Genomic DNA, 23,303 nt, shown 5'->3' with positions numbered 1-23,303 from the left:
ATTAACAAAATAATTCTCGATACCCTAGATAATTACCAGTTGTACAGTACTATAAACGAAAGAATAGCCAAAGGTTTTGCCTTTTTGCACAACACTGATTTAGATACCATTTCCTCAGGGAGGCACGATATAGAAGGCGATACTATTTTTGCGTTGGTACAAGAATACCCAACCAAGCCTTTGAACGAATGTAAATTAGAAAGTCATAAAAAATACATTGATATTCAATATGTGATTCGTGGTGAGGAATTCATGGGAGTAACTACAAAAAACAATCAAAAGATACTGGAACAAGACGAAGATAAAGACTATACGTTTTACGAAGGTACAACTTCTTTAGTGCGCGTTTCAAAAGGAATGTTTACTATTTTTTTTCCAGATGATTTGCACCAACCTTGTGTTCAAACAGAATCCGCTGCTGAAGTAAAGAAAGTAGTGATTAAAGTCTTAATTCAATAAATCGTACTTCGTATATCGTATATCCTAAATCGTAAATTACAATGACAACCCATCTCGCTTTACTTCGTGGCATCAATGTTTCCGGACACAATATGATTAAAATGGAGGCATTAAAAACGACTTTGGAAAACATTGGATTTCAAAATGTGACCACCTACATTCAATCAGGAAATGTGTTTGTGACTACTGAAGAAGACAATCCAGCTAAAGTAGGTTTCCTCATCAAACAAGAAATCTTCAAAGCATTTGGTCACGAAGTGCCTGTGGTGGTGATTGCCAAATCTGATTTAGAAGCCTGTTTAACTAACAATCCCTATTTGAAAGAAAAAGACTTGGATACCAAAAAACTCTATGTCGCTTTTGTATCGATGGCTTTGCGAAATGAGGCCATTAATGATTTAAAAATGAGTCAAGTGAAACCAGATCAAGCGCATATTGATGCCAATAAAATTTACATCAAATACGCAGTAAGCGCAGGAAAAACCAGACTAGACCAAAAATATATTGAGAAAAAACTAAATGTGACGGCCACGATACGAAATTGGAATACGGTGTCGCAGTTGTTGGAAATGTATAATGCGTTTGATTAATCCCCTGTGGGGCTACCGATATGGCATCGCTACGAGATTATTCTCATTTTTTTGTAAAAATTGCTCCGTTAGGAGCAGAATATTGGTAATAAATAATGTTAACTAATAGTAAAGTCCCGTAGGGACGATATGTTTGAACTACTACAAGAATTTAACTTCGTTGAGTTTCATTTTGTGAGGCAACAAGAAGGATATTTTTTATTACTCTAATTCTATAGTCCATTTAATTTGTCCGTTAGTTTCATTACAAATTTCAATTCCACCCATTCCATAATCATAACCTAAAGAATATTTAATTTGTCTGTCTTTAATGAAGTTAGTAAGTTTTGGCGAAACTGAAATCATTTTATTAAACAAAGTTTTCGTTTCGTTTATTTCATCCAATGCACTCTGTTTAGTCAAGTTTTTTATGTCATTGCAAAGTGTCCAACCTGTTACAGAAAAATGATGTTCATCTTTAGCATCAAAAGTCAGGTCACCAATTTTGAACGTATGTCCTTCCGTCAGTAAGATGATTGCATTATTAACTCGATGGCTCAATTCGTTATTTGTCATTTTAATCTAATATTACGCTGCCGATAATTATATAATCAAATTCACCTGGGTTTTCTGTTACAAGAGCACCTGCAACTGTAACAGAGTAATGTTGTAAAAGCGTTTTGAAGGTTGTTTTTTCGTATCTTGGACTAAGTTCAATTAAGTCACTTGTCAATTTGTCACCTGTAAGTGGTTTGGTCAGCTTAACTAAAAGTTTGTTGCCTCCTCTATCAGAAAGAATTTTACCGAAAAGAATTTCTTTCCAATCCCAAGGCTCACTTACAATAATTCTTACTGTCTGTCCGTTTAAACTCATTAGTTGTTTTGTCTTGTTCTGAAATAACTGCTCATTCATTTATTTATGCATATTATTCATACAACTAGTTACAAACGGTTATATTTTTGTAATAAAAACCAATTTTGATCTAAGTCCAGTTGCAGATTAAATCAAATATAAAAAATAAATTTATTCTACCACAACTGTCCCACTTCTTGTTTGATCAAGTCCAAGGCAGCATAAGTAGGAGCGGCTTTATCTACTAAACTACTCACTACAAATTCTCTCAAGTCAGTGGCAGTTTGTACTTTTTCGTTTTGAGCGGCAATGCGTATCAATTGGATAGTCGCATTCTTAGCCGTTTGAATAATAGACCAACATTCGCCAGACACATAAATTTGTTGGCTTAGATTGTGTTCAAATTCTTGTTGGATTTGGTCAATGATAAAATTCTCATATTCTTTTTTATCGTTGGTTACAGGGCTATTTCGCAACAATATTTGTGAGGGATTGATGCGTTCCATTAATAAACTCAATCGTTCGTAGGCTTGCAAGCGCAAAGGTAAAATGTCTTTTTTGTTTTCTTTTTGCAATAACCAACGACGAATTTTCTCTTGGTCTTTAAAATAGTTGTCAAATAAAAAATAAGCAACGCCACCCGTTACTAAAGAAGGTAATGTATATCCAAGGATTTCAAGTATTTTGACTGTTTCCATTTGTTTTTTTCTATTTTTGAAACACAAAAATACGCTTTTTGAAAATGTAACGGAATATTTTATTGCATACGAATCAATTTATATTACGTCAGTTCGAGTGTTTTTTGTGCAGTGAAGCGGAACAAAAAATGTATCGAGAACTTACAAAAATAGTCACGGCTTCTCGATACAATTTAAAAAGAAAAGTTAGCTCATTTCTTTTTAAACCACTCGAAGTGACGTGTAGAGAATAAAATAAATTACTTAACCTCAATCTTTTATGGAAAACTACATCATTGTTTTACTTTGTTTGGCTGCTTTTTTTGCTGGATTTATCGATGCCGTTGTGGGTGGTGGTGGCTTAATTCAAACTCCCATGGGATTAATTTTATTGCCCAATTTACCCGTTTCGACTGTAGTGGGAAGTTTGAAGATTCCGGCATTTAGCGGGACTTCGTTTGCGGCCTACCAATACCTTAAAAAAGTAGATATGAACTGGAAATTGCTTTCGATCATGATGTTGTTAGCCTTTCCGTCAGCGTTTTTAGGGTCGACTTTGTTGACCTATGTGAGCAATGATTTTATGAAACCTATTCTGTTAGTGGTGCTGTCTTTTTTAGTGATTTGTACCTACGCCAAGAAAAATTTTGGACAACACATTGAAAAGAATAGTTCTCCTAAAAGACAACTAATCAATGCTGTGACCATCAGTTTTGTGGTGGGATTGTATGATGGTTTATATAGGACCTGGAACAGGAAGTTTTTTGGTGGTGGCGTTTATTGCTTTGATGGGGTTTGATTTTTTACACGCTTCTGCGAATGCAAAAATGGTCAATTTGGCTACTAATTTTGGTTCGATTTGTTTGTTTTTTATCAAAGGAAAAATCATTTGGGCAATTGCTATTCCAATGGCGTTTAGTAATGCTTTGGGTGGTTTTTTGGGTGCTAAAATGGCTATTAATAAAGGAAATCAATTTATCCGAATCTTCTTTTTGATTGTGGTAATTGGAACTTTAATTCGTTTTGGATACGATGTGTTTTTTAAGTAAATAATATGGTTATCATTTATTAGTTTTCAAATGAATTTTAATTTTCCAATTGTTACATTTATACATTGCTAATCCTTATTTTTGCTATCCATAATTAAATTTCCAAATGCAGCACTATATTGATCAATTGAACGAAGCGCAACGCGAACCAGTCCTTCAAAAAGACGGCCCAATGATTATCATTGCGGGTGCAGGTTCTGGTAAAACGCGAGTGTTGACCATTCGAATTGCCTATTTGATGCACCAAGGTATCGATGCGTTTAATATTTTGGCATTAACCTTTACCAACAAAGCCGCGCGCGAAATGAAAAACCGTATAGCGTCTATTGTGGGAGCCAGTGAGGCTAAGAATCTTTGGATGGGAACCTTTCACTCAGTTTTTGCGCGGATTTTGCGTTCAGAGGCAGAACATTTGGGCTACCCGTCAAATTTTACGATTTACGATTCGCAAGACTCCGTGCGTTTGATTTCTTCGATTATCAAGGAAATGCAATTGGACAAAGATATCTACAAACCGAAACAAGTTTTAGGTCGAATCTCGTCTTATAAAAACAGTTTGATTACGGTAAAAGCCTATTTCAATAATCCCGAATTACAAGAAGCCGATGCGATGTCTAAGAAACCGCGTTTGGGCGAAATTTACCAAAATTATGTCGAGCGTTGTTTCAAAGCAGGTGCAATGGACTTTGATGATTTGTTATTGAAAACGAATGAATTACTCACTCGTTTTCCTGAAATATTAGCCAAATACCAGAATCGTTTCCGCTATATTTTGGTGGATGAGTACCAAGATACCAATCATTCCCAGTATTTGATTGTTCGTGCCTTGTCGGATAAATTTCAAAATATCTGTGTAGTGGGAGATGATGCGCAGAGTATTTACGCCTTTCGCGGTGCCAACATTAACAATATTTTGAATTTCCAAAAGGATTACGACAATGTGAAAACCTTTCGTTTGGAACAAAATTATCGTTCGACCCGAAATATTGTTGAGGCGGCCAATACCATTATCGATAAGAATAAAACCAAACTGGATAAGATTGTTTGGACGGCCAATGATTTTGGTCCAAAAATAAAGGTACACCGCAGTTTGACCGATGCCGAAGAAGGCCGTTTTGTCGCCAGTACGATTTTTGAACAAAAGATGCAAAACCAAATGCTAAACGGTCAATTTGCTATTTTATATCGTACCAATGCGCAATCGCGAGCTATGGAAGATGCTTTGCGCAAACGGGATATTCCGTATCGAATTTATGGCGGACTCTCTTTTTATCAAAGAAAAGAAATCAAAGACGTTTTGTGTTATCTGCGTTTGATAATAAATCCAAAAGATGAAGAAGCACTGATTCGTGTGATTAATTATCCTGCCCGAGGAATAGGGGATACCACTGTTGAAAAGTTGACTATTGCAGCCAATCATTACAAGCGTTCGATTTTTGAAGTGATGCAAAACATTGACAAAATCGACTTGAAACTGAATTCGGGAACCAAGCAAAAGCTAACTGATTTTGTGAACATGATTAAGAGTTTTCAAATTATTAATGAAAATCAAGATGCGTTTTACATTACAGATCATGTGGCCAAAAAAACAGGTTTGGTACAAGAACTAAAAAAAGATGCTACACCCGAAGGTATGGCTAAAATTCAAAACATTGAGGAACTACTCAACGGTATCAAGGATTTTACCGAAGGTCAAAAAGAAATTGATGGCGCTCGTGGTGCTTTATCTGAATTTTTAGAAGATGTGGCTTTGGCTACCGATTTGGATAAAGACACTAGCGATGAAGACCGTGTGGCGTTGATGACGATTCACTTGGCAAAAGGATTGGAGTTTCCACACGTTTTTGTGGTAGGAATGGAAGAAGATTTATTTCCAAGTGCGATGAGTATGAGTACCCGTTCTGAACTCGAAGAAGAACGCCGTTTGTTTTATGTTGCCTTAACTCGTGCCGAGCATCAAGCGTATTTAACCTATGCGCAATCGCGTTACCGTTGGGGAAAATTAACCGATAGTGAACCTTCTCGTTTTATTGAAGAAATTGACGGACAATATTTAGAATATTTAACGCCTGCCGAATCAAATTACCGCTACAAACCGATGATTGATAGTGATATTTTTGGCGATGTGGACAAATCCAAATTGCGGTTAGCCAAACCTATTTCAGGAACTCCGCCCAAATACATTACGGATAATCAACCTAAACCGGACAGTCCTATTAGACGATTGAAACCTGTAGCAGGAAACGCGCCATCTTCGGGCAATGCTAATTTGTTTGACAATAAATTAGTAGCTGGAAATATCGTAATGCACGAGCGTTTTGGTAAAGGTGAAGTCATCAATATGGAAGGTGTGGGTGCTGATCGAAAAGCGGAAATTCGTTTTGAAGTAGGTGGTATTAAAAAATTGTTATTGCGTTTTGCAAAATTGGAGATTATTGGGTAAAATCACTCAAGGTGATAAAATAAAAAACACAAACTATGGCTGAATTTATAAAAATATACCCTGATAAACCGAGTGAATCGGCTATTGCCAAAGTGGTAAAGGTATTGAAAGAAGGAGGTTTAGTAATCTATCCAACCGATACAGTCTATGGATTGGGTTGTGATATTACAAATACAAAGGCGTTAGAGCGGATTGCCCGAATCAAAGGCGTGAAATTAGAGAAAGCCAATTTCTCATTCATTTGTCACGATTTGAGTAATTTATCTGATTATGTGAAACAAATTGATACGGCTACTTTTAAAATTTTAAAACGAGCTTTGCCAGGACCTTATACTTTTATTTTACCTGGAAGTTCTAATTTACCTAAAGAATTTAAAAAGAAAACTACAGTGGGAATTCGTGTACCAGACAATTCCATTGCATTAGAAATCGTTAGGCAATTAGGAAATCCAATTGTATCCACTTCTATTCACGATGAAGATGATGTGATTGAATATACGACTGACCCAGAATTGATTTTTGAAAAATGGCAAAATTTGGTAGATATGGTAATTGATGGTGGTTATGGAGATAATACAGCCTCTACCATAATTGACTTATCAGGGCATGAACCGATAATTGTCAGAGAAGGAAAAGGAAATGTAGATATACTTTAGTTAGTTGTGTATAACTATTTGTATTTTAAAAATTTACATAAAAAAAAACGTCTTGATTAGTCAAGACGTTTTTTTTATTAATGTAAACAATTTTATTTTTGTTGTTTCTTCATTTCTTTTTCTACCATTTCATAGAATTGGTCAATTTTAGGTAACACAACAATGCGTGTTCTTCTGTTACGAGCTCTGTTTTCAGCAGAGTTGTTTTCTACTAATGGTACATAAGAACTTCTACCTGCAGCAATCAATTGAGAAGGTTTAACCCCCAATTGATTTGTTAAAACACGAACAATTGAAGTAGAACGTTTAACACTTAAGTCCCAGTTATCTAATAAAATTTTATTGCCAACGTAAGGTACATTATCTGTATGTCCTTCTACCATACATTCAAAATCGGGTTTGTCGTTAATTACTTTTGCTACTTTTGCTAACACTCCTTTGGCTCTGTCAGTCACCTCATAACTACCACTTTTAAACAATAGTTTGTCAGCAATAGAAATAAAAACCACTCCTTTCTCAACATTGATTTCAATATCTGGGTCAGATAATCCAACTGCGCTTTTTAAACTAGTAACAACAGCTAAAGTTACACTATCTTTTTTGGTCAAAGCATCTTGCATTCTGCTGATTTTTAAATCTTTTTCTTTGATAGATTCTAATGCTTTTTCAATGTTTTGAGCTCCTTTTGTTGATAAAATAGCCATTTCTTTCGAAGTTTCCATTAGATTTTTATTTTGATCTTTCAAAGCAGCAGCTGTAGCTGCTAAAGATGCTTTTTCTTCTAAACAGGAGTTCAATTTTACAGTACAAGTATTTAATAAGTCTTGAGTCTCTTTGTTTTTAGCTTCTAGTTCAGCATATTTCTTTTTAGAAACACAAGAACTTAAAAGAGCTAACACCGATAAAGCAATTACAACTTTTTTCATAAATGATGATTTTATTGGATTAATTGATTGTAAGCAAATTTAGTTTTTAAAATTTATTTGAGCGTAATTATATCGTTAAAAAAACGAATTTTCTTTACAAAGTAGCTATAAACGATACTTTTTACGATATAGTATTCTTTTTGTTGAAAATTACTTCGTTTAGCATAATTTTCAGAATATCGAGCATAAAATGCAAAGTGTGCTTTTAGAATTGCCCAAAAGTGTTTTATTTTTCCCTGTAACAAAAATTGAATTCCTGCTATTCCGTCCAACACCATTCGGATAAAAAGTATTCGATACAAGTCTTTTTGTGGTAAATTCTTGGTGAGCATCGACAATGAATTCCTAAAATTCAATTCGGTTTTTTTTGGATTCCCTTGCTGTAAAGTAGCACCACCCACATGATATACCTTTGATTCAAATAAATACTTAATTGTATATCCTTTATTTTTAACCCTCCAACACAGATCAATTTCTTCTTGGTGTGCAAAAAAGGAAGTGTCAAATCCATTTAATTCATTGTACACTTGACTCCTAATAAAGAAACAAGCTCCTGAAGCCCAAAAGATTTCTTGATTGGTATCGTATTGACCATTGTCTTTCTCTAAAGTGTCAAATAGGCGACCGCGACAAAAAGGATAACCGTATTGGTCAATATAGCCTCCTGCTGCTCCTGCATATTCAAAATAGTCTTTGTTCTTGAAGTCTAAAATCTTCGGTTGAATAATGGCAGTTGTAGGTTCGTTTTGAAATGCTTTGATGATAGGCTGTAGCCAATTTTCGGTCACCTCAATATCTGAATTGACTAAAGCATAAACATCGGCATCAATATGTTGTAATGCTTCATTATATCCTCCCGCATAACCCGTATTAGTTGGATTTACCACAATAGAAACCTCAGGAAAATTAGCCTTTACAAAAGCCACTGAATCATCTGTAGATGCATTGTCGGCAACATAAACAGTTGCTTCTTTGGAAAATTGAACTACAGAAGGTAAAAATTGTTCTAGTAATTGTTTTCCATTCCAATTGAGTATAACAACTGCTATTTTCATCTAGATTCTATTTAATTGATAGTGGGGTAGTTCTGTTAAGAATTGGTATTTTTTATTTTCAAAATCCATTTGGCAAAAGTAATGATTCAAGCCATTAGTCACCATTAGATAATTTGATTTCAAAGTCATATTATATTGAGCAATTTGATCGAAAGTACTTTGTGAAATAGTCACTTCAGGGGCTTTACATTCGATTAATATAAATATAGAACCATCTGAATTATACACCACAACATCGTATCTTTTTCGTAATCCGTTGACTTTTAAAACTTTTTCAACGTTAATCAATGACTTGGGATAGTTTTTTTCGGCCATTAAAAATTGAACAACGTGCTGACGAACCCATTCTTCGGGAGTAAGAATTATAAATTTTTTCCTGATGGGATCAAAAATAGACACTTTATTTTCGCTATTTTTGAAACGGAAAGAATAGGATGAAAAATTCAATTGTTGCATACGCCAAAATTACTATTTTAAATTTCAAATTTCCGAATAAAGACCTAACCAAAACAACTTTTTGTGGACGAAGTAGTAAAAATTGTAAATGATATTAAGGCAAGAAACATCAAACCAATCTATTTTTTGATGGGAGAAGAGCCGTATTATATCGATAAATTATCTGATTTTATTGAACAAAATGTCCTTTCAGAAGAAGAAAAAGGTTTCAATCAAACGGTTTTGTATGGTCGGGATGTCATCATTGATGATATTGTTTCGACTGCTAAGCGCTACCCAATGATGGCCGAACGACAAGTAGTGATTGTTAAAGAAGCTCAAGAATTGTCTCGAACAATTGATAAAATAGAGAGTTATTTAGAAAATCCAATGGAATCTACGGTCCTGGTTTTTTGTTACAAATACAAAACCTTGGATAAACGTAAAAAAGCAACGAAATTACTAGCACAAAAAGGGATTGTTTACGAAAGTAAAAAGTTGTACGAGAATCAAGTTGGCGACTGGATAAAACGTGTCTTGGCTGGTAAAAAATACTCTATCGAACCTAAAGCTGCTGCTATGTTGGTAGAATTTTTAGGAACTGATTTGAGTAAAATTAATAATGAATTGGAGAAACTACAAATTATACTTCCGGCAGGAAGTACAATTAATCCACAGCACATTGAAGAGAATATAGGTTTTAGTAAAGACTTTAATAACTTTGAGTTACTGAAAGCTCTAGGATCTCGAAATCAAGCTAAGGCATTCCATATTGCGCACTACTTTTCAGAAAATCCCAAAGCCAATCCTCTAGTGGTTACTACAGGGATTGTATTTGGTTTTTTTGTCAAGGTCTTGAAATACCACGGATTGAAAGATAAAAATCCTAAAAATGTAGCTGTTGCTTTGGGAATTTCAACTTATTTTTTAAATGATTATGATGTTGCTTTAAAAAATTATCCAATGAAAAAAGTGAGCCAAATTATTACTTCTCTAAGGAAAATCGATGTAAAGAGCAAAGGAGTTGGTGCTAATTTGTCTCAAGCAGATTTGTTAAAAGAAATGCTATATACAATTTTTAATTAGTTCAAAATTTAGATATTTGTACCTCAAAATTTAAAATTTCAAGTTATGGGAATGAATAAGAATACCATTTTAGGATGGGCAACTTTACTAATGATTGTTATGGGACTTTTGCTGATAGGTCTTGGAGCCTTCAGATATGACGACGTTGCAGGTTGGGGCTTTGCTGCTGTCGGAGTGGGGTTTTTAGCTAATGCTTGGGTATTTAGCTCATTGAAAGGTAGAGTATAAATCCAAATATTCGCTATTTGTATTAGGTATTCATAAAATAATTTCCCATAGTATAGTTGAATTTATTTCTAATGATTGTTTTTTTGGATTTGAAAATAGGTTTTAATAAAAAAGCTATTCGTTCTGTTTCTTTTAAATAAGCATCGTTACCGAAGCTAGATTCAATTTCATGATAAAAAACATTGGGTTTAATTTTTCTCAATTTTAGAAACGTAATTCTATTTTCATCGGCAGAGAATAATCCATAAGCTTCAATTCCAATGAGATGAATATTGGCTTTTATGGTATTGGCAATGGATAAAAAATCCCTTCTATTGCGAGTTAAATCATTACTTAAGAGTAAAAAATTCATCAATCTAAATCCAGCAATTTGGCACTTATTATTGGTAAATACACATTTTTCAATAGGGCTTATGGAACTAATTTCTAAATTAGTTCTCTTAAAAATTTGATTTACATATTCTTGATTTCTATACCGTAAATTAGCAATATAACGCGCATCTACAATTGGATCTTCTGAATTATTTAGAATTTGATCTTGAATCAAAACATTAGCAATCACTTTATCAGTGGCTTTCCAATCGGACGCAATTGGAATTAGATTTTCAATTCGGTTCGGCTGTAATGCGGCCATTTCCCATGCTATTGCTCCACCTAAACTACCGCCAATAACAGCAAATACATTTTTTACTTTTAGATGAAAAAGACCTTCCCAAAAAATTGCTGCAATATCTCTGATAGTAAAATCTCGATAATTAGGGATTAATGCCTCGTAATTGTCTTCAAATCCATTTCCTGGAATATTGAACGATATGATTGTATAAATGTTGATGTCAATCGTTTTGTTTTCGCCAATTAAACCATTCCACCATCCGTATCGTCCGCTCACAGTTGCATTGCCTGTTAACGAATGATTTACAATAATGATAGGAGCAGTGCCAAGGGGTTGTCCAACAACTTCATACGATAACGCAATATGTTCTAGTTGTTTCCCTTTTTCTAAATTGAAATCAAATAAATCAATGGTTCGGATGTTTTTCATAGCTCAAGAATTTTGATATGAATAAAACTACTAACAATCAAAAAGCGCTATATACTTTTTCTTTGAGTGACGTAATTAATCGATAATCGGCATCATTTCATCCTAAAACCTAATAATTTCAACTAGAGTTATTGCATTATTTTTATTTAAAACTATCTTTGTAGCTACATCAAATTTTAAAATAAAAAACAAACAATATGTCAGACGATAAGAAAGTAATATTCTCAATGTCAAAATTGAGTAAGACGTATTCAAGCAGCAACAAACAGGTATTAAAAGATATTTATCTAAGTTTCTTTTACGGGGCTAAAATTGGTATTCTAGGATTAAATGGTTCTGGTAAATCTTCGCTGTTAAAAATTATTGCAGGAGTTGATAAAAATTACCAAGGAGATGTTGTTTTTGCTCCTGGATATACAGTTGGTTATTTGGAACAAGAACCACAATTAGACGATTCTAAAACAGTAATCGAGATTGTTCGAGAAGGTGTTGCTGAAACGATGGCCGTTTTAGAAGAATACAATCAAATCAATGATTTATTTGGTCTTCCAGAAAATTATGAAGATCAAGACAAAATGGATAAATTGATGGATCGTCAAGCCGCTTTACAAGACAAAATAGATGCTTTAGGTGCTTGGGAAATCGATACCAAATTAGAAATAGCCATGGATGCGTTGCGTACTCCAGAAGGCGATACTCCAATCAAGAATTTGTCAGGAGGGGAACGCCGTCGTGTAGCTTTATGCCGTTTGTTATTGCAACAGCCTGACGTATTGCTTTTGGATGAGCCAACGAATCACTTGGATGCTGAAAGCGTACTTTGGTTAGAACAACACTTAGCACAATATGCCGGAACTGTAATTGCAGTAACGCATGACCGTTATTTCTTAGATAATGTAGCGGGTTGGATTTTGGAATTGGATAGAGGAGAAGGTATTCCATGGAAAGGAAATTATTCTTCTTGGTTGGACCAAAAATCAAATCGTTTGGCTCAGGAAGAAAAAGTAGCGTCTAAACGCAGAAAAACTTTAGAACGTGAGTTGGATTGGGTTCGTCAAGGTGCCAAAGGGCGTCAAACCAAACAAAAAGCGCGTTTACAGAATTATGATAAATTGTTAAATGAAGACCAAAAACAATTGGATGAAAAATTAGAGATTTATATTCCAAATGGCCCTCGTTTAGGAACCAATGTAATTGAAGCTAAAAATGTAGCTAAAGCTTTTGGAGATAAGTTGTTGTATGATAATTTGAACTTTACATTGCCTCAAGCCGGAATTGTGGGGATTATTGGGCCTAATGGTGCTGGTAAATCGACTATTTTCCGAATGATAATGGGAGAAGAAAAACCAGATGCTGGAGAATTTACTATTGGTGAAACCGTTAAAATTGCTTACGTAGATCAATCGCATTCGAATATCAATCCGGACAAAACCATTTGGGAGAATTTTTGCGATGGGCAAGAATTAATTATGATGGGCGGAAGACAAGTGAATTCTAGAGCGTATCTCTCTCGTTTTAACTTTGGCGGAAGCGATCAAAATAAAAAAGTATCGATGCTTTCTGGTGGAGAAAGAAACCGTTTGCACTTGGCTATGACCTTGAAAGAAGAAGGAAACGTTTTGTTATTAGATGAGCCAACGAATGACTTGGATGTCAACACGCTTCGTGCCTTAGAAGAAGGGCTAGAGAATTTTGCAGGATGTGCAGTAGTAATTTCGCACGACAGATGGTTCTTGGATAGAATTTGTACCCATATTTTGGCTTTTGAAGGAAACTCTGAGGTGTATTTCTTTGAAGGAAGTTTCTCTGACTATGAAGAAAACAAAAAGAAACGTTTAGGAGGGGATTTAACTCCAAAACGATTGAAATACAGAAAATTGATACGAAGTTAATACTTTTAATTTCAATAAATAAAAAGAGGATATCACACAATATCCTCTTTTTTTACCTCTTTATTTCTTTTTACCAGAATTCATCATTATTAGCACGGCTCCAACTAACCCTAGTATTACCAAACCAAAAACAACTATCATAATAAAGGAACCGTTTGCCCAAGAGTATAATGGTAAATTTCTCATAATTAAGACTTTTAAGATAAGCCAAATTTAATTCGATATAACAGGTTATTTTATGACATTTGTCATATAAGACAATTTATTCTAAAAATTTAGATTGCAGGCCTTTTGTAGGAACTAAACAATGCTCTTTTTTACCCCACCATCTGTAGCGATTTCTGGCTACGTAATCATAAATAGTATTCGTTACAGCTGTTGGAAGCCATTTAAAAATGAGTAAACAATAAAAAAATCCTCCAATACTTTTTACAATTTCAAAAACAGCTTCTGATTTGTAATAATAGGCTTTATTTGATTCATATAGAATAATACTATCTATTTTTTGTTCGGAAATTGGAAGCTGTTGAAGTAATTCTTGTCCCAAATCCGATTGTAAAGAGACAAACCGAAAAATGTCTTTTTTATCTCTTTTGATAATGAATTGCACCGAGGTAGCACACAAGTTGCAAAGTCCGTCAAACAAAATGATTTTTTTATGTTGAGGGAGGTTTTGCATTTTATTTTTTTACAGCTTCAACTAATTCTAATTCATCTAAACTTACCTTGGAGGTAAATAATCCGTAATTGACAGTAGCTTTGTTTTTCTCAATACTATCAATACTTCCCACGGCTTTTCCGTCAATCATTCGGACACGATCGCCCACTTTAAGAATTGGTCGTGGTTTTTCGATTACGACTTTTACTTTTTTAGCTTTTTTCTCGGCACGAATTTCTTCTACCTGAACAGTCACTTCTTTAATTATTTCTTTTTTCTTTTCAGCAATTACCTTAGTTTCTTTTGCAGTTGCTTTTTTACGTTTGGAATTTTCTATTTCAACAATCTTTAAAAATTCACCAATTAGCTCTTTCTTATTTTTATTATTGAAATATTTCTCGGCTATATCTTCAATTTTTTGGCCAATGTAGATTGTCTTTTGATTGCTATCGTACAATTCCTGATAACTCTCTAATTTTTGTTTGATTTTGAGATTGATAGTCTCCATTTTTTTACTTTCCTCACGCGCTTTGGTTTCTTCTTCTTTCAGTGTTAAGGACGTTTTTTCTAATTTAGAGCGTTCTTTTTGAAGTGTGGCAATAGTTTTATCAAAACGTACTTTACCTACTTCAATTTTCTTTTTAGCACGATTAATTAAGCCATACGGAATCCCATTTTTTTGAGCTACTTCAAAAGTAAATGAACTTCCCGCTTGACCTAAAACCAATTTATACATAGGCTCTAATGATTTTTCATCAAAAAGCATGTTGGCATTGGTAGCAAATGGCAATTCGTTAGCCAAAATTTTTAAATTAGAATAGTGGGTTGTAATGATTCCAAAAGCTTCACGATGATAGAATTCTTCCAAGAAAATTTCTGCCAATGCTCCTCCTAATTCTGGATCCGAACCGGTACCAAATTCGTCTATCAAAAACATCGTATTTTTGTTGCATTTTTTCAAGAAATAATTCATGTTTTTTAAGCGATAGCTGTACGTGCTTAAATGATTTTCTATCGATTGGTTGTCACCAATGTCAGTTAAAATTCTATCAAACAAGAAGGTTTCGCTGCGTTCGTGAACCGGAATCAACATTCCCGATTGGAGCATTAATTGCAATAAACCAACCGTTTTTAAAGAAATAGTTTTTCCTCCCGCATTCGGTCCCGAAATGACGATGATTCGGTTTTCTTGTTGCAATTCGATAGTTTGCGGATACGTTATTTCGTTTTTTTCTGCATTAGTCAAATACAAAATAGGATGGAAGGCATCTCTGAAATACAAGCGACGTTCATCGGTTATTGTTGGTAAAATCGCATTGATTTTGTTGGCATATTTTGCTTTGGCAGCAATAACATCAACATCACTTAAGAAATTTTGGTATTCGATAAGTAAATCCAAATACGGCCGAATTTTATTCGATAATTGTTTTAAAATCCGAGTAATTTCTTCCTTTTCTTCGTATTCTAAATTGCTTAATTCACGCGAATATTTTAAGGTAGTTTCGGGTTCGATATAGGCAATACTTCCTGTCTTGGAACTTCCTAAAATCGATCCTTTTACTTTACGACGATACATTGCTAAAACGGCTAAAACACGACGATTTTGAACAAAACTTTCTTTAATTTCATCCAAATAACCTAGTGAATTGTATTGCGTTAAAGCCACTCCAAAACTTTGATTGACTTTTCCACGAACCACATTCATATCTCTACGAATGTTCAATAAATCAGGCGAAGCATTATCTTTAATTTCTCCGTATTTATCGACTACTTCATCGACCATTGTAATGATATCTTTGGTGAATGCTACTCTTGAGGCCCTATTATTTAAATTGGGATAATAATCGTGGAATTTTCTCAAGAAATTCAGCAAGAAATTAACAGTACTGGATAAGTTGGCAATTTTTCTAAAACTACCCACTTCCAAAAAACTATCCTCAATAGCTAAAAATTTAATTTCGTGAGTGATAGCGTCAAATCCGTGATTGGGTATCGCATTATTATTTTGAAAAGACGACACATACTCCGAGGTTTGTAACAAAGCCTCCATTAAGCTTTCTTTGTCTTTGAAAGGCGTGATTTCAAGTGCTTTCTCTTTTCCAATATCAGTATTACAAATAGCCGATATCGTTTCTAAAACGGTAGGAAATTGTAAATCTTGTAAGGTCTTTTCGGTAATGGATATCATTGATTAATTTGTTGCTAAGGAGCAAAGTTACAAAGTTTAAGAAGAGTTTCTTGAAGAAAAAGTATAATTTTATGCCCACTTATAATTAGTACTATGCAACTCCAATTGAATTCAAAATGGCGAGCTATTTTAGCAGAAGAAATTCAGCAACCCTATTTCAGTGAATTACTAGGAATAGTGGATTTGGAGTATCAAAATCACACCTGTTACCCTCCTAAAGATTTGATTTTTTCTGCTTTTGAACAGTGTAGTTTTTCACATACCAAAGTAGTGATCATTGGTCAAGATCCTTATCACGGAAAAGGAGAGGCGAATGGCTTGTGTTTTTCAGTCAATGATGGTATAAAAATTCCACCTTCTTTGCGTAATATTTACAGGGAATTAGTAGATGATTTGGGTAATATATTTATACCTAATTCTGGGAATTTGGAGTCGTGGGCTAATCAAGGCGTTTTGTTATTGAATGCTGGATTGACCGTTAGAGAGGACTTGCCGAATAGTCATAAACATTTGCAATGGGGTCAATTTACAGATGCCGTGATTCAAAAAATATCGGATGAAAAAGAACATGTCGTTTTTTTACTTTGGGGCAGTTTTGCTCACAAAAAAGGAGCTAAGATAAACCGAGAAAAACATTTGGTTTTAGAATCCGGACATCCATCGCCTATGAGTGCCAATCAAGGAAAATGGTTTGGGAATAAGCATTTTAGTAAAACCAATGCGTATTTAGAATCTAAAGGCCTGAAACCAATAAATTGGCTGAATCAATAATTACTTTTTAGCTATATCCTCTAAAACTACTTTATCAGAATAGTTGGTTATAGTAAGTATGATTTCTTGATTTTTTACTGTTTTGCCTTCAATAACATATTTTTTTCCTTTTCCCACAGCAATATTACTTTGGTCAAAATCGATATCGCCATATTGTAATGTGTTTCTAATATCGGTAGTATCAATCCAAGGTTGTGCTAGAATTTGAGTTGCCTTTGGAGAATAATTAAATGGTTTGTTTCTTAAATCATTTAAAACGCGTGCATTTGGGAAATAATTACAACGGGTATCTTTTCCGCTAAACACCATTGAAACGAAGAACAGCCCCATAATAAGGCCCACAAAATAATACGCAAAACGTTGAAAGAATTTCATACACTAAATTTTTAGCAAAGGTAAAGGAAACTTAATTTAAAAAACAATTAAATTAATATCGCTATCTGGTAGGCCAAACCAATCGCTAATAGCTTTGTTGGTCAATATTCCGTGGTACATATATACACCGTTTTTTAATCCTTTGTTACAACGAATGGCACTTTCGATACCCCCATCTTCGGCAATTTGCATCAAATAAGGCGTAATAATATTACTGATGGATAGTGAAGCGGTTTTTGAATAGCGAGAAGGGATGTTGGGAACACAATAATGCACCACATTGTTTTTGATAAAGGTTGGTTTTTCGTGAGTGGTTACCTCTGAAGTTTCAAAACAGCCTCCTGTATCAATACTGACATCTACTATGACAGCGCCTTTTTTCATGTGTTCCACCATGGTTTCGGTTACTACTACAGGACAACGTTCTATGCCGCGCATAGCGCCAATAGCCACATCGCAACGTCTTAATGCTTTTAGCAATGATTTAGGCTGAATTGTAGAAGTGAAAATACGTTGGTTTAAATTGTTTTGCAAACGACGTAATTTGGTAATTGAATTATCAAAAACTTTGACATTAGCACCCAGCCCAATAGCAGTTTTTGCAGCAAATTCGCCCACTGTTCCAGCACCTAAAATAACCACATCTGTAGGAGGAACCCCCGTTATATTGCCAAATAGTAAGCCTTTTCCAAATTGATTGGTAATCATCAATTCAGCTGCAATTAATACCGATGCTGTTCCAGCAATTTCGCTTAAGGATTTGACTGCAGGATACGTACCATCTTCATCTTTAATGTATTCGAAAGCCAAAGCGGTTATTTTTTTCTTTGCCAAAGCTTCAAAATATTCTTTTTTTCTGGTCTTAATCTGAATGGCCGAAATGACAATAGTATTTTGATTCATCATTTCGATCTCTGGCAAACTTGCTGGTTCTACTTTTAGAATCATCGGGCAACCAAATACTCTTTTTGGATCTTGAGTTATCTCGGCTCCAGCATCGGAATATTCCTTGTCAGAATAACTCGAACTTTCACCAGCACCTGACTCAATCATCACACGATGTCCATGGCAAGTCAATGAATTCACAGCGTCAGGTGTCAAGCAAATTCGGCGTTCTTGATGACTGGTTTCTTTTGGAATACCAATAAAAAGTTCGCTTTTTTGCTTTGCAATTTCGAGTTTCTCTTCCTGAGGCAATAATTGTTCTTTAGTAAAAGGTGATAGCGACATTGTTGATTCAAATTAAGAGGTACAATTTACGTATTTTTTTCTACATCTGAATGATTACAAATGGATTAACTTTAAATGACGTTTTCCGTCAGGAAGTAATTCAATAGTTATCACCGAATGATGTTCTGGAATAAGGTTTGGAATTTTTTCTGCCCATTCGATAAAACACCAATTTTCCGAATAAAAATAATCATCGGCTCCCATATCCAAAGCTTCCATTTCATTTTTCAACCGATAAAAATCAAAATGGTAAACAATTTGATTAGCAGTAGTTTCGTATTCATTAACTAAAGAAAAAGTTGGACTACTTGTTGCGTCTAATACTCCAAGCTCTTTGCATAATTGTTTAATTAAAGTCGTTTTTCCAACACCCATTTCTCCATTAAAAAGGATCACTTTATTTGGTTGTTGGGCAATGATTTGTTGGGCAACCAATTCAAGTTTGTCTATGGTAAATACTATTTCCATTTATCGGGGATTAAAAACCAAAAAAGGGACAATCATTTCTTCTAACGAAATGCCTCCATGCTGGTACGTATTTTTATAATAACTAACATAATGATTGAAGTTATTGACATACGCCAAAAACAAATCATTTTTTGCAAAAATATAAGAACTACTCATATTGATGCTAGGCAATCCTATTTTTTTAGGATCTTTTACAGCGTAAACATCTTTGTTTTCGTAGGTAAGGCTTCGACCTGTTTTGTAGCGTAAATTCAAGCTCGTATTTTTGTCTCCCACTACTTTTGAAGGATTTTTAACATTAATAGTGCCGTGGTCTGTGGTAATTATTAACTTAAATCCCATTTTTTGTGCTTGTTGAATCATACCTAAAAGAGGTGAATTTTTGAACCAACTTAAGGTTAGAGATCGATACGCTTTATCGTCAGGAGCTAATTCTTTAATTACCTCCATTTCAGTTTTAGCATGAGAAAGCATATCGACGAAATTATAGACAATTGTAACTAAATCATTATTTTTTAACGATTTGAAACTTTCTACTAATTTACGTCCGCTGGCCAGATTAGTAATTTTAAAATAATCCTGTTTGATGTTCAATCCGAGACGTTTTAACTGTGCAGTTAAAAACTCGGCTTCAAACATATTTTTTCCTCCTTCGTCAGTATCATTTTTCCAATATTCTGGAAATTGTTTTTCCATTTCTAAAGGCAATAAACCTGAAAAAATAGCATTTCGAGCATATTGAGTTGCTGTGGGCAAAATAGCATAATAAGGTATTTCTTTTTCTAATTTATAATGATTACTTACAGCATTCTCTATAACTTCCCATTGATCGTAACGCAGGTTATCAATAACAATAAAAAGTACGGGTTTGTCTTTTTTTGTAATTTCTGGAACAACTAATTCTTTAAACAAAGTATGGGATAAAACAGGACGATTGGCTTTTGGTTCAAACCAAGATTCATAATTTCGTTCGATAAATTTTCCAAATTGAGAATTAGCCTCTATTTTTTGAGATTCCAAGATGGAACTCATTCCAATATCATTGATGTTTTCGAGCTGTAATTCCCAAAAAATCAATTTTTTATACAATTCAATCCAATCTTCAAAAGAATTTACGGTAGCCATTTCCATGGTGATCTTTCTAAATTCTTTTTGATAATCTAAAGTGGTTTTTTGAGAAATTAAACGAGAGTGGTCTAGATTCTTTTTTAAACTTAACAGGATTTGATTCGGATTTACGGGCTTTATTAAATAGTCGGCAATTTTAGAACCAATGGCTTCTTCCATAATGTATTCTTCCTCGCTTTTGGTAATCATAATCATAGGCACGGATGATTTTTTTTCTTTCATTTCTGAAAGCGTTTCTAATCCACTCATTCCTGGCATATTTTCGTCCAAAAACACAATATCAAAATTATTTTTTTCAAAAATAGCAATAGCGTCCAAACCGTTATTACAAGTTGTAACACTGTAATTTTTCTTTTCAAGAAATAAAATGTGTGGTTTTAATAGGTCGATTTCATCATCTACCCAAAGTATTTTTATAATGTCTTCCATAAAGCGTTATCTATTACCGAAGGGCAATTTACAGTTTTTAAAACGTTGCTTTGCTAAAATAAATATAATTTTTTGAAATTACTTAAGCTAAAATAGTGACAAACAGAATTTTCCACTACTTAAAAAAATAATTCGCTTTAACTTGCTTGTCAAAACGAATTTACTACTTTTATACTTTATCAAATTAACAAAAAACTATGAAAACTAAAACAATTAAAAACGCTGTATTGCTAACTGTATTTTCAGTTACAGCGTCTTTTGCACAACACGCTTTTGTAAACACTCCTCCAGAGGTTTCGCCAATGCCAATGAAACCTGAAATGACTGAAATTTGGAATCCAGAAGTAAAAGTAATTACTCCCGCTAAGAAAATTGGGGATGCACCTTCGGATGCAATTATCTTATTTGATGGTAAAAACTTAAATCAGTGGGTGAATAAAAAAGACAATAGTAAGCCTGCGGGATGGAAAATTGTAAATAATGATTATTTTGAAGTAGTTCCGGAATCAGGAGACATTCAAACTATAATGAAATTTGGAGATTGTCAGTTACACATCGAGTGGAGTGCTCCAGATGAAGTGGTTGACGGCGGACAAATGAGAGGTAATAGTGGTATTTTTTTTCAAAATCGATACGAGTTACAAGTACTAGACTCGTACAATAATAGAACTTATGCTAATGGTCAAGCAGGAAGTATTTATAAGGATCACCCGCCTTTGGTTAATGCGATGAAAACGCCTTTAGAATGGAATGTATATGATGTAATTTATACTGCACCTCGCTTTAAAGCGAATGGATTGATTGATGCGCCTGCTAGAATCACTGTTTTTCATAATGGAGTTGTGGTTCAAAATAACGCTACAATAAATGGATTGACTTTATATATGGGATTACACAATTACCCAGAAGCTCATGGTGAAGATGTTATTTCGCTTCAAGATCACGGTTGTAAAACACAATTCAGAAACATTTGGTTAAGAAGATTATAAAAAATAATCACAAACTAAAAGGAGAGCAGTAGCTCTCCTTTTTTTATAATTCATAGTCAGTTTTGGAATCGATACTCAATTCATCGACATTTTTTTGAGAGCTGATTTCTTTGCCTTTTTCTATTGCTAGTAGTAATTCTTGTTCTTTAGTGAGGTGTAAATTCTCATTAGAAGCACTCATTAAACATTTAATTTTTTCAATCAACGTATGATCTTGAATTTGGGTAATCCAATGAATTAAATGAAGTTTGTCTTTCTGAAATTGTTCGTTGTTCATCGTTTGAAAATTAAATAGAAATTAATACGTGTTACTAACAAATTTACGAAAAAAAGCATTTCAAAAATCAATTCAAAATTCCCTATATTTGTTGCCTTAAAGCAATACATTGTGAACCCAATCAATAAACTTAAAATATTTAATGATCCTATTTATGGATTTATAACTATTCCAAACGCTTTAATCTACGACTTAATTCAGCATCCTTATTTTCAACGTTTGAGACGTATTTCTCAAATGGGATTATCTTATTTGGTCTATCCTGGAGCCAATCATACTCGTTTTCATCACGCTTTAGGATGCATGCATTTGATGCAAAAAGCAGTTGATGTACTTCGATTTAAAGGAGTTTCTATTTCTGAGGAAGAAGAAAATGCTCTATACATAGCCATATTATTGCATGATATCGGTCACGGTCCATTTTCTCACGCCATGGAAAAAAGCATTGTCGAGGATGTTCATCATGAGGCTATATCATTGTTGTTCATGAATCAATTGAATCAAGAATTCAATGGACAATTGAGCTTGGCTATTCAGGTTTTTAAAGGAGAATACCATCGTAAATTCATGTTGCAATTGATATCAAGTCAGTTGGATATGGATCGAATGGATTATTTAAAACGGGATAGTTTTTATTCTGGTGTGGCTGAAGGAAATGTCAATTCTGAGCGTTTGATTCAAATGATGAATGTGGTGGATGATGTTTTGGTCATTGAGGAAAAAGGAATTTATTCGGTAGAGAAATTCTTGATGTCACGACGCTTAATGTATTGGCAAGCCTATTTGCATAAAACTAGTTTGGTCGCTGAATTAATTTTGACTAAAACATTGAAACGTGCCAAAGAATTGGTTTTAAAAGGAGTTCAATTGCCTTGCAGTGAGCCGTTGTTGTTTTTTATGCAAAACCGAATTACTCTTGAAGATTTTGATGCTCAAACATTGGATTTGTTTTCTCAATTGGATGATTTTGATATTATCAGTGCCTTAAAATCGTGGCAGCGACAAGATGACTTTATTTTGTCTTCATTGAGTAAAATGATTATCAATAGAGATTTGCCTAAGATAAAAGTGGCTTCTGAGAAAGTTGTTTTTGATGAAATAGCACTATTACAAGAACGTTTTTCGGTAGAAAATAATATATCAATTTCAGATAGTAATTACTTTATTTTTAAAGGGAAAATAAAAAATCAAGCTTACAGCAAAGAAGCTGAACCTATTCGTATTTTGAAAAAAGATAAAACTATTGAAGATGTAGTAGAAGCGTCAGACCAATTGAATTTGAAATCATTATCAAAATTGGTAACTAAATATTACATTTGCTTTCCAAAACAACTGGTTTAAAAACGCTGTAATAAAATCTATTTTTTATATTTTTGTCCGAATGAACAAAAACAAGCTATTCATATTGTATATTCAAAAT

24 protein-coding genes and 1 pseudogene are annotated in these 23,303 nt (G+C 33.9%); 11 read left to right on the top strand and 14 right to left on the bottom strand.

Features of this window, described 5'->3' with window-relative positions; all coding sequences use genetic code 11:
- The gene (locus MG292_RS08930) at positions 1–459 is read left to right on the top strand and encodes a NanQ anomerase/TabA/YiaL family protein (protein ID WP_342032623.1); all 459 of its coding nucleotides are present in this window, start codon (positions 1–3) and stop codon (positions 457–459) included.
- 41 nt (positions 460–500) lie between these two features.
- Positions 501–1,049, top strand: a complete 549-nt coding sequence (locus MG292_RS08925) for a DUF1697 domain-containing protein (protein ID WP_264533074.1) — start codon at positions 501–503, stop codon at positions 1,047–1,049.
- Positions 1,050–1,250: 201 nt separating this feature from the next.
- On the opposite strand, the gene MG292_RS08920 is transcribed toward MG292_RS08925, so the two are convergent.
- From MG292_RS08920 to MG292_RS08910, 3 genes are all read right to left on the bottom strand, one after another.
- Entirely contained in the window at positions 1,251–1,604 is a 354-nt protein-coding gene (locus MG292_RS08920; RefSeq protein ID WP_264533075.1) for a hypothetical protein, read from the bottom strand.
- Position 1,605: 1 nt separating this feature from the next.
- The gene (locus MG292_RS08915; protein WP_264533076.1) at positions 1,606–1,941 is read right to left on the bottom strand and encodes a hypothetical protein; all 336 of its coding nucleotides are present in this window, start codon (positions 1,939–1,941) and stop codon (positions 1,606–1,608) included.
- Positions 1,942–2,057: 116 nt separating this feature from the next.
- A complete protein-coding gene (locus MG292_RS08910) occupies positions 2,058–2,579 on the bottom strand; it encodes a DUF7935 family protein (RefSeq protein ID WP_264533077.1) in 522 nt (173 codons plus the stop codon).
- A 259-nt stretch (positions 2,580–2,838) separates the two neighbouring features.
- Here MG292_RS08910 and MG292_RS08905 point away from each other — a divergent pair.
- The 3 genes and pseudogenes from MG292_RS08905 (at position 2,839) to MG292_RS08895 (ending at position 6,706) form a co-directional block, all read left to right on the top strand.
- Positions 2,839–3,607: pseudogene (locus MG292_RS08905) on the top strand (sulfite exporter TauE/SafE family protein).
- A 106-nt stretch (positions 3,608–3,713) separates the two neighbouring features.
- Positions 3,714–6,050, top strand: coding sequence for an ATP-dependent helicase (locus MG292_RS08900; protein ID WP_264533079.1), 2,337 nt, complete (start codon positions 3,714–3,716; stop codon positions 6,048–6,050).
- Positions 6,051–6,085: 35 nt separating this feature from the next.
- Positions 6,086–6,706 carry an L-threonylcarbamoyladenylate synthase gene (locus tag MG292_RS08895; protein WP_264533080.1) on the top strand — a complete coding sequence of 207 codons (621 nt, stop codon included), beginning with the start codon at positions 6,086–6,088 and terminating at the stop codon, positions 6,704–6,706.
- Between the two features lie 92 nt (positions 6,707–6,798).
- On the opposite strand, the gene MG292_RS08890 is transcribed toward MG292_RS08895, so the two are convergent.
- From MG292_RS08890 to MG292_RS08880, 3 genes are read right to left on the bottom strand one after another with little or no spacing between them, the layout of a single operon-like run.
- Complete coding sequence (locus MG292_RS08890; protein ID WP_264533081.1) at positions 6,799–7,632, bottom strand: OmpA/MotB family protein; 834 nt, start codon at positions 7,630–7,632, stop codon at positions 6,799–6,801.
- 53 nt (positions 7,633–7,685) lie between these two features.
- A complete protein-coding gene (locus MG292_RS08885; RefSeq protein WP_264533082.1) occupies positions 7,686–8,687 on the bottom strand; it encodes a glycosyltransferase family 2 protein in 1,002 nt (333 codons plus the stop codon).
- Positions 8,688–9,143, bottom strand: coding sequence for a type I restriction enzyme HsdR N-terminal domain-containing protein (locus tag MG292_RS08880; protein ID WP_264533083.1), 456 nt, complete (start codon positions 9,141–9,143; stop codon positions 8,688–8,690).
- Between the two features lie 63 nt (positions 9,144–9,206).
- On the opposite strand from MG292_RS08880, the gene holA reads away from it, so the two are divergent.
- Positions 9,207–10,208, top strand: a complete 1,002-nt coding sequence (gene holA, locus MG292_RS08875; RefSeq protein WP_264533084.1) for a DNA polymerase III subunit delta — start codon at positions 9,207–9,209, stop codon at positions 10,206–10,208.
- 45 nt (positions 10,209–10,253) lie between these two features.
- Positions 10,254–10,436, top strand: coding sequence for a CAL67264 family membrane protein (locus MG292_RS08870; RefSeq protein ID WP_264533085.1), 183 nt, complete (start codon positions 10,254–10,256; stop codon positions 10,434–10,436).
- 22 nt (positions 10,437–10,458) lie between these two features.
- Here the strand turns inward: MG292_RS08870 and MG292_RS08865 are convergent, their stop codons facing one another.
- The gene (locus tag MG292_RS08865) at positions 10,459–11,478 is read right to left on the bottom strand and encodes an alpha/beta fold hydrolase (RefSeq protein ID WP_264533086.1); all 1,020 of its coding nucleotides are present in this window, start codon (positions 11,476–11,478) and stop codon (positions 10,459–10,461) included.
- A gap of 197 nt (positions 11,479–11,675) precedes the next feature.
- On the opposite strand from MG292_RS08865, the gene ettA reads away from it, so the two are divergent.
- Entirely contained in the window at positions 11,676–13,370 is a 1,695-nt protein-coding gene (gene ettA, locus MG292_RS08860; protein ID WP_264533087.1) for an energy-dependent translational throttle protein EttA, read from the top strand.
- A 262-nt stretch (positions 13,371–13,632) separates the two neighbouring features.
- Here the strand turns inward: ettA and MG292_RS08855 are convergent, their stop codons facing one another.
- Positions 13,633–14,049: a thiol-disulfide oxidoreductase DCC family protein gene (locus tag MG292_RS08855; protein ID WP_264533088.1), complete on the bottom strand. Its 417-nt coding sequence runs from the start codon at positions 14,047–14,049 to the stop codon at positions 13,633–13,635.
- Between the two features lies 1 nt (position 14,050).
- On the bottom strand, positions 14,051–16,216 hold the full coding sequence (locus MG292_RS08850; RefSeq protein ID WP_264533089.1) for an endonuclease MutS2: 2,166 nt from the start codon (positions 16,214–16,216) through the stop codon (positions 14,051–14,053).
- 93 nt (positions 16,217–16,309) lie between these two features.
- Here MG292_RS08850 and ung point away from each other — a divergent pair, with 93 nt between their 5' ends.
- Complete coding sequence (gene ung, locus MG292_RS08845) at positions 16,310–16,987, top strand: uracil-DNA glycosylase (RefSeq protein WP_264533090.1); 678 nt, start codon at positions 16,310–16,312, stop codon at positions 16,985–16,987.
- Here the strand turns inward: ung and MG292_RS08840 are convergent, their stop codons facing one another.
- The 4 genes from MG292_RS08840 to porX are packed head-to-tail and all read right to left on the bottom strand — an operon-like array spanning position 16,988 to position 20,617.
- On the bottom strand, positions 16,988–17,362 hold the full coding sequence (locus tag MG292_RS08840; protein WP_264533091.1) for a DUF4258 domain-containing protein: 375 nt from the start codon (positions 17,360–17,362) through the stop codon (positions 16,988–16,990).
- A 36-nt stretch (positions 17,363–17,398) separates the two neighbouring features.
- Positions 17,399–18,592, bottom strand: a complete 1,194-nt coding sequence (locus MG292_RS08835; protein ID WP_264533092.1) for an alanine dehydrogenase — start codon at positions 18,590–18,592, stop codon at positions 17,399–17,401.
- A 54-nt stretch (positions 18,593–18,646) separates the two neighbouring features.
- Positions 18,647–19,060, bottom strand: coding sequence for a tRNA (adenosine(37)-N6)-threonylcarbamoyltransferase complex ATPase subunit type 1 TsaE (gene tsaE, locus MG292_RS08830; RefSeq protein WP_264533093.1), 414 nt, complete (start codon positions 19,058–19,060; stop codon positions 18,647–18,649).
- Positions 19,061–20,617: a T9SS response regulator signal transducer PorX gene (gene porX / locus MG292_RS08825; RefSeq protein ID WP_264533094.1), complete on the bottom strand. Its 1,557-nt coding sequence runs from the start codon at positions 20,615–20,617 to the stop codon at positions 19,061–19,063.
- Between the two features lie 197 nt (positions 20,618–20,814).
- Here porX and MG292_RS08820 point away from each other — a divergent pair, with 197 nt between their 5' ends.
- Positions 20,815–21,606, top strand: coding sequence for a 3-keto-disaccharide hydrolase (locus MG292_RS08820; protein WP_264533095.1), 792 nt, complete (start codon positions 20,815–20,817; stop codon positions 21,604–21,606).
- A gap of 43 nt (positions 21,607–21,649) precedes the next feature.
- Here MG292_RS08820 and MG292_RS08815 read toward each other — a convergent pair whose 3' ends face one another.
- Positions 21,650–21,883 (bottom strand): hypothetical protein, encoded by a 234-nt coding sequence (locus tag MG292_RS08815; protein WP_264533096.1) that lies wholly within the window; start codon positions 21,881–21,883, stop codon positions 21,650–21,652.
- Between the two features lie 111 nt (positions 21,884–21,994).
- On the opposite strand from MG292_RS08815, the gene MG292_RS08810 reads away from it, so the two are divergent.
- Entirely contained in the window at positions 21,995–23,224 is a 1,230-nt protein-coding gene (locus tag MG292_RS08810; protein ID WP_264533097.1) for an HD domain-containing protein, read from the top strand.
- Positions 23,225–23,303: the final 79 nt, after the last annotated feature.

This window comes from Flavobacterium keumense (assembly GCF_029866485.1).
GTDB classification, from domain to species: Bacteria; Bacteroidota; Bacteroidia; order Flavobacteriales; family Flavobacteriaceae; genus Flavobacterium; species Flavobacterium keumense.
This window is presented reverse-complemented; position numbering and strand designations above follow the sequence as displayed.

Bases quoted from the DNA above. Each gene is read 5' to 3' on its own strand.
- MG292_RS08925 (WP_264533074.1), top strand. From the start codon at position 501: ATGACAACCCATCTCGCTTTACTTCGTGGCATCAATGTTTCCGGACAC.
- MG292_RS08920 (WP_264533075.1), bottom strand. From the start codon at position 1,604: ATGACAAATAACGAATTGAGCCATCGAGTTAATAATGCAATCATCTTA.
- MG292_RS08915 (WP_264533076.1), bottom strand. From the start codon at position 1,941: ATGAATGAGCAGTTATTTCAGAACAAGACAAAACAACTAATGAGTTTA.
- MG292_RS08910 (WP_264533077.1), bottom strand. From the start codon at position 2,579: ATGGAAACAGTCAAAATACTTGAAATCCTTGGATATACATTACCTTCT.
- MG292_RS08900 (WP_264533079.1), top strand. From the start codon at position 3,714: ATGCAGCACTATATTGATCAATTGAACGAAGCGCAACGCGAACCAGTC.
- MG292_RS08895 (WP_264533080.1), top strand. From the start codon at position 6,086: ATGGCTGAATTTATAAAAATATACCCTGATAAACCGAGTGAATCGGCT.
- MG292_RS08890 (WP_264533081.1), bottom strand. From the start codon at position 7,632: ATGAAAAAAGTTGTAATTGCTTTATCGGTGTTAGCTCTTTTAAGTTCT.
- MG292_RS08885 (WP_264533082.1), bottom strand. From the start codon at position 8,687: ATGAAAATAGCAGTTGTTATACTCAATTGGAATGGAAAACAATTACTA.
- MG292_RS08880 (WP_264533083.1), bottom strand. From the start codon at position 9,143: ATGCAACAATTGAATTTTTCATCCTATTCTTTCCGTTTCAAAAATAGC.
- MG292_RS08870 (WP_264533085.1), top strand. From the start codon at position 10,254: ATGGGAATGAATAAGAATACCATTTTAGGATGGGCAACTTTACTAATG.
- MG292_RS08865 (WP_264533086.1), bottom strand. From the start codon at position 11,478: ATGAAAAACATCCGAACCATTGATTTATTTGATTTCAATTTAGAAAAA.
- ettA (WP_264533087.1), top strand. From the start codon at position 11,676: ATGTCAGACGATAAGAAAGTAATATTCTCAATGTCAAAATTGAGTAAG.
- MG292_RS08855 (WP_264533088.1), bottom strand. From the start codon at position 14,049: ATGCAAAACCTCCCTCAACATAAAAAAATCATTTTGTTTGACGGACTT.
- MG292_RS08850 (WP_264533089.1), bottom strand. From the start codon at position 16,216: ATGATATCCATTACCGAAAAGACCTTACAAGATTTACAATTTCCTACC.
- ung (WP_264533090.1), top strand. From the start codon at position 16,310: ATGCAACTCCAATTGAATTCAAAATGGCGAGCTATTTTAGCAGAAGAA.
- MG292_RS08840 (WP_264533091.1), bottom strand. From the start codon at position 17,362: ATGAAATTCTTTCAACGTTTTGCGTATTATTTTGTGGGCCTTATTATG.
- MG292_RS08835 (WP_264533092.1), bottom strand. From the start codon at position 18,592: ATGTCGCTATCACCTTTTACTAAAGAACAATTATTGCCTCAGGAAGAG.
- tsaE (WP_264533093.1), bottom strand. From the start codon at position 19,060: ATGGAAATAGTATTTACCATAGACAAACTTGAATTGGTTGCCCAACAA.
- porX (WP_264533094.1), bottom strand. From the start codon at position 20,617: ATGGAAGACATTATAAAAATACTTTGGGTAGATGATGAAATCGACCTA.
- MG292_RS08820 (WP_264533095.1), top strand. From the start codon at position 20,815: ATGAAAACTAAAACAATTAAAAACGCTGTATTGCTAACTGTATTTTCA.
- MG292_RS08815 (WP_264533096.1), bottom strand. From the start codon at position 21,883: ATGAACAACGAACAATTTCAGAAAGACAAACTTCATTTAATTCATTGG.